4 protein-coding genes are annotated in these 3,861 nt (G+C 69.1%); 1 reads left to right on the top strand and 3 read right to left on the bottom strand.

Annotation, left to right across the window (positions count from 1 at the left end; translation table 11 throughout):
- Window positions 1-117: 117 nt before the first annotated feature.
- Window positions 118-1,092, bottom strand: coding sequence for a substrate-binding domain-containing protein (locus ACZ4TR_RS32805; RefSeq protein ID WP_465291483.1), 975 nt, complete (start codon window positions 1,090-1,092; stop codon window positions 118-120).
- Window positions 1,093-1,461: 369 nt separating this feature from the next.
- On the opposite strand from ACZ4TR_RS32805, the gene ACZ4TR_RS32800 reads away from it, so the two are divergent.
- On the top strand, window positions 1,462-2,586 hold the full coding sequence (locus ACZ4TR_RS32800) for a CapA family protein (RefSeq protein WP_465291481.1): 1,125 nt from the start codon (window positions 1,462-1,464) through the stop codon (window positions 2,584-2,586).
- A 127-nt stretch (window positions 2,587-2,713) separates the two neighbouring features.
- Here the strand turns inward: ACZ4TR_RS32800 and ACZ4TR_RS32795 are convergent, their stop codons facing one another.
- Window positions 2,714-3,730: a polyprenyl synthetase family protein gene (locus ACZ4TR_RS32795; RefSeq protein WP_465291479.1), complete on the bottom strand. Its 1,017-nt coding sequence runs from the start codon at window positions 3,728-3,730 to the stop codon at window positions 2,714-2,716.
- Window positions 3,727-3,861: hypothetical protein (locus ACZ4TR_RS32790; protein ID WP_465291992.1), on the bottom strand; the 135-nt coding region annotated here is incomplete at its 5' end. The genes ACZ4TR_RS32790 and ACZ4TR_RS32795, both read right to left, overlap by 4 nt.

The raw sequence follows: 3,861 nt of genomic DNA, 5'->3' as shown, positions 1-3,861 counted from the left end.
TGCTGGTTTTTGGGGAGGGGGGGGGGGGGAGGGGGTGGGGGCGGGTTTCTCTGCAGGTGGGGTGTGGTGGTTTTTTGTGGGGGGGACAAAACAAAAACCCCCCCACGACGGGATCGGTCAGGTGCAGTTGACGCCGGCCTGCTTGTAGTTGTCCTTGTTGACGATCGTGGTCTTCGCGATCGTCTCCGCGGGCAGCTCCTTGCCGTTCTTCACCTTGTCCACCAGCACCTGGATCGCCGAGCGGCCGACCTCGGCGCCGGAGATGTAGAGCGCGGACTTGTTGCCGGTGTCCTTGCCGGCCGCCCAGTCCTTGCAGTCCAGGTAGGCGCCGAGCCCGACGCCGATGATGTTGTTCGCCGCGACGCCGGAGTTGGCCAGCGCGGTCACGACGCCGGTCTCGTTCTCGTCGTTGCAGCCCCAGACGACCCAGTGCTTGACCCCCGGGTTGGAGCCGATCACCGCGCCCGAGCGGTTCTGCGCGTCGACCGGCGAGTTGTCCGTGCCGACGTCGATCACCTGGACGCCGGGGTCGCCGGCCTTCGCGAACGCGGACTTGGCGGCGTTGACGCGGTCGGTGCAGACGGAGAGGTCCTGCTTGTACGCGCTGATGATCTTCGTGTCGGCGGCGGTCCAGCCGGCGGCCTTGAACAGCTTCCCGGCCTCGGTGCCGACCGAGTCGCCCATCTGGCTGCCGTTGAAGCCGACGAACGGGGCCTTCGCGCCGGTGCCGTCCTTGATGACGTCGTCGGAGGCGATGATCGGGATGCCCGCGCTCTTGGCCTTGTCGATCACCTGCGGGCCGATGGCCTGGTCGGGGACGACGATGGCGACGCCGTTCGCGCCCTGCGCGACCGCGGCGTCCAGCTCGGTGATCGCCTTGTTGGCGTCCTGGCCGAGGTTGACGACCTTGAGCTCGACGCCGAGCTCCTTCGCTTTCTCCTGCGCCCCCTGCGCCTGCTCGACGAAGTACTGCTGGTCACCCTGTTTCTGCAGGTAGTAGAGGGTGATCTTGCCGTTGGCGGGCGCCGACTGCTGCGGGGCGGCGGTGTCTTTGCCGGACGAGCACGAAGCCATCAAGGCACCGGAAATCAAACAACAACCAACAACGCTCCAGGTACGGAACCTGTGCGAGTGTGGGGACATCGTTGCTCCCAAGGAGGCCGGAGTTCGAGTGGCGCGTGGGGGCGCCGTTGGGTGACTCGTATTACAAAACACCCGTTCGTGGAGCGTCAAGCCGCAGTTAGCGGAGCGACACCTACTCTCCGTAGTTGCATCGTGGCATGAACCTAGCCTATTTATCGTATTTTTTAGCCTCTGTCCTGCGCGTTGTCCGGTTTTGTCCTGTGTGAATGTTCTGATCGGTGTTGTCGACTGTGGTGGAAGTTTCCGTTGACTGGGAGGCGGCACATGCCGGGTTCGTCCGGATGGCAGGATGGCCGGACCACAGCAGCAGGGGGACCGATGACGAAGTTCCGCGTCGCCGCGCTCGCCGGGGTCGCCGTTCTGGCGGCCGCGTGCAGCAGCCCGCCGCAGTCCGGTCCGGCGCCGACGCCGTTCCCGGAGGCGTCTTCTTCGGCGGAAGCGGCCCCGGACGGCTCGTTCAGCGTCGTCGCGACCGGCGACGTCCTCATTCATCCGGCACTGACCGAGCAGGCCGAGGCCGACGGCGGTGACAAGATCGACTACCGGCCGCTGCTCGCCGGGATCAAGCCGCTGATCTCGGGCGCCGACCTCGGGATCTGCCACCTCGAGACGCCGCTCGCGCCGGAAGGCGGGCCGTACAGCGGCTACCCGTCGTTCAGCGCGCCGCCGGAGATCGCGGACGCGCTCAAGGACACCGGCTACGACACCTGCTCGACGTCGTCCAACCACACGATCGACCAGGGCGCCGACGGCGTGAAGCGGACTCTGGACAAGCTCGACGCCACGGGCATCAAGCACACCGGCTCGGCGCGGTCGGCCGCGGAAGCGGCGAAACCGCTGGTCCTCGACGTCCACGGCGTGAAGGTCGCGCAGGTGTCGTACGCCTTCGGGTTCAACGGCATCAAGGTGCCGGCCGGGAAACCGTGGCTGGCCAACCAGATCGACGTCGACGACGTCCTGGCGTCGGCTCGCAAGGCGCGCGCGGCCGGGGCGCAGGTCGTGATCGCCAGCCTGCACTGGGGTGTCGAGTACCAGCACGACCCGACGGCCGAACAGCGGTCGCAGGCCAAGAAGCTCCTGGCGTCGGACGACATCGACCTGATCATCGGCCACCACGCGCACGTGGTCCAGCCGTTCGAGAAGATCGGCGAAAAGTGGGTCGCCTACGGGCTCGGCAACAGCGTCGCCCGCCACTCCGAACCGCGCGGCGACACGGAGGAAGGCGCGGCGGCCCGCTTCCGCTTCGTCCGCGACGGCGACCGCTGGAAGGTCGACAAGGCCGAGTACATCCCGACGTACATCAAGCTGGACGCCCCGATCCGCCTTCTCGACTTGTCGACATCACCGGCGTCGGCGCAGGTCGCCAAGGCCTTGTCCGACACGGACAAGAACATCCTGAGCCTCGAAGCGGACAAAGACGGCCTCACCCGCCCCGGCAAGTAGGGGGCATCACCCGTGATCAGGAAGGCATCACGCGTGATTGAGGGGGCATCACGGCGATGCCCCGCCAATCACGCGTGATGCCCCTCCAGACACGCCCGATGCCCCTCTGATCACGCGAGTTGCGGGTTCAGTGGGTGCGGGTGGTGATCAGGCGGGCCAGGGACGCCAGTTCGGCCGCCGGGCGGGGGACCGGGTTCACCGCCGCCAGCTCGCGCAGTCCCTTCGCCACCAGCGCCGACGCCTGGGCCTGGCTCCACTGGCGGCCGCCGGCCTCGTCGACGAGCGTGGCCGCGAGGGCCAGCTCGATGTCGTCGAGCGGGTCGGTGCCCGAGTACAGCGCCGCCAGCTCCGCGCCCGCCGCCGTGCCGGACGACAGCGCCGTCACCACCGGAAGCGACTTCTTGCGGTTCTGCAGGTCCGAGTACACCGGCTTGCCCGTCTCGGCGGGGTCGCCCCAGATCCCGAGCAGGTCGTCGACGTGCTGGAACGCCAGCCCGATCGCCCGGCCGAACTCACCGAACCGCGGCACCGCCGCGGGCCGGCCGCCGAGCTGCGCGCCCAGCTCGCAGGACGCGCCGATCAGGGCCGCCGTCTTGCCGCCGGCCATCCGGACGCACTCCGCCGGCGTGACGTCGTCGCGCTGCTCGAAGTCGACGTCGGCCGCCTGACCTTCCAGCAGGTCGAGCACTCCCTGGGACAGCAGTTTCGCGCTGTCGGGCGCCAGCTGTTCGAACGCCACGCTCAGCAGCGCGTCCCCGGCGAGCACCGCGGGCCCGGTGCCGAACACCGTCCACGCCGTCGGCCGGTGCCGCCGGGTGGTGTCGCCGTCCATGACGTCGTCGTGCAGCAGCGAGAAGTTGTGCACGAGTTCGACCGCGACGGCGCCGGGCACGGCGTCCGCGGGGTCGCCGCCCGCGGCTTCCGCGCACAGCAGGACGAGCGCCGGCCGCAGTGCCTTGCCGCCGTCCGCGGACGACGTCGCGCCGTGGGCGTCTTCCCAGCCGAAGTGGTAGCCGGCGATCCGCCGCATCGCGTCGGGCAGCCGTTCGGCCGCGGCGCGCAGTGCCGGGTCGACCAGGCTCTTGCTCCAGGCGAGAACGTCGGCGAGGGGACGGGCGACGGTCCGGGAGTCCATGGTCGTCATGAGCGGCCCACCTCGACGTCGTCCAGCACGCCGAGCGCGTCCGGGACCAGGACGGCGGCGGAGTGGTAGGCGCTGACCAGGTAGGACGTCACGGCGCGGTCGTTGATGTGCATGAACCGGACGTTGAGGCC

It is taken from the genome of Amycolatopsis sp. NPDC028719, assembly GCF_055565395.1.
The sequence above is the reverse complement of the archived record's forward strand: the minus strand, read 5'-3'. Positions and strand labels throughout refer to the sequence as shown.

Coding starts and splice junctions, on each gene's coding strand:
- ACZ4TR_RS32800 (WP_465291481.1), top strand. CDS start 1,462: ATGACGAAGTTCCGCGTCGCCGCGCTCGCCGGGGTCGCCGTTCTGGCG.
- ACZ4TR_RS32795 (WP_465291479.1), bottom strand. CDS start 3,730: ATGACGACCATGGACTCCCGGACCGTCGCCCGTCCCCTCGCCGACGTT.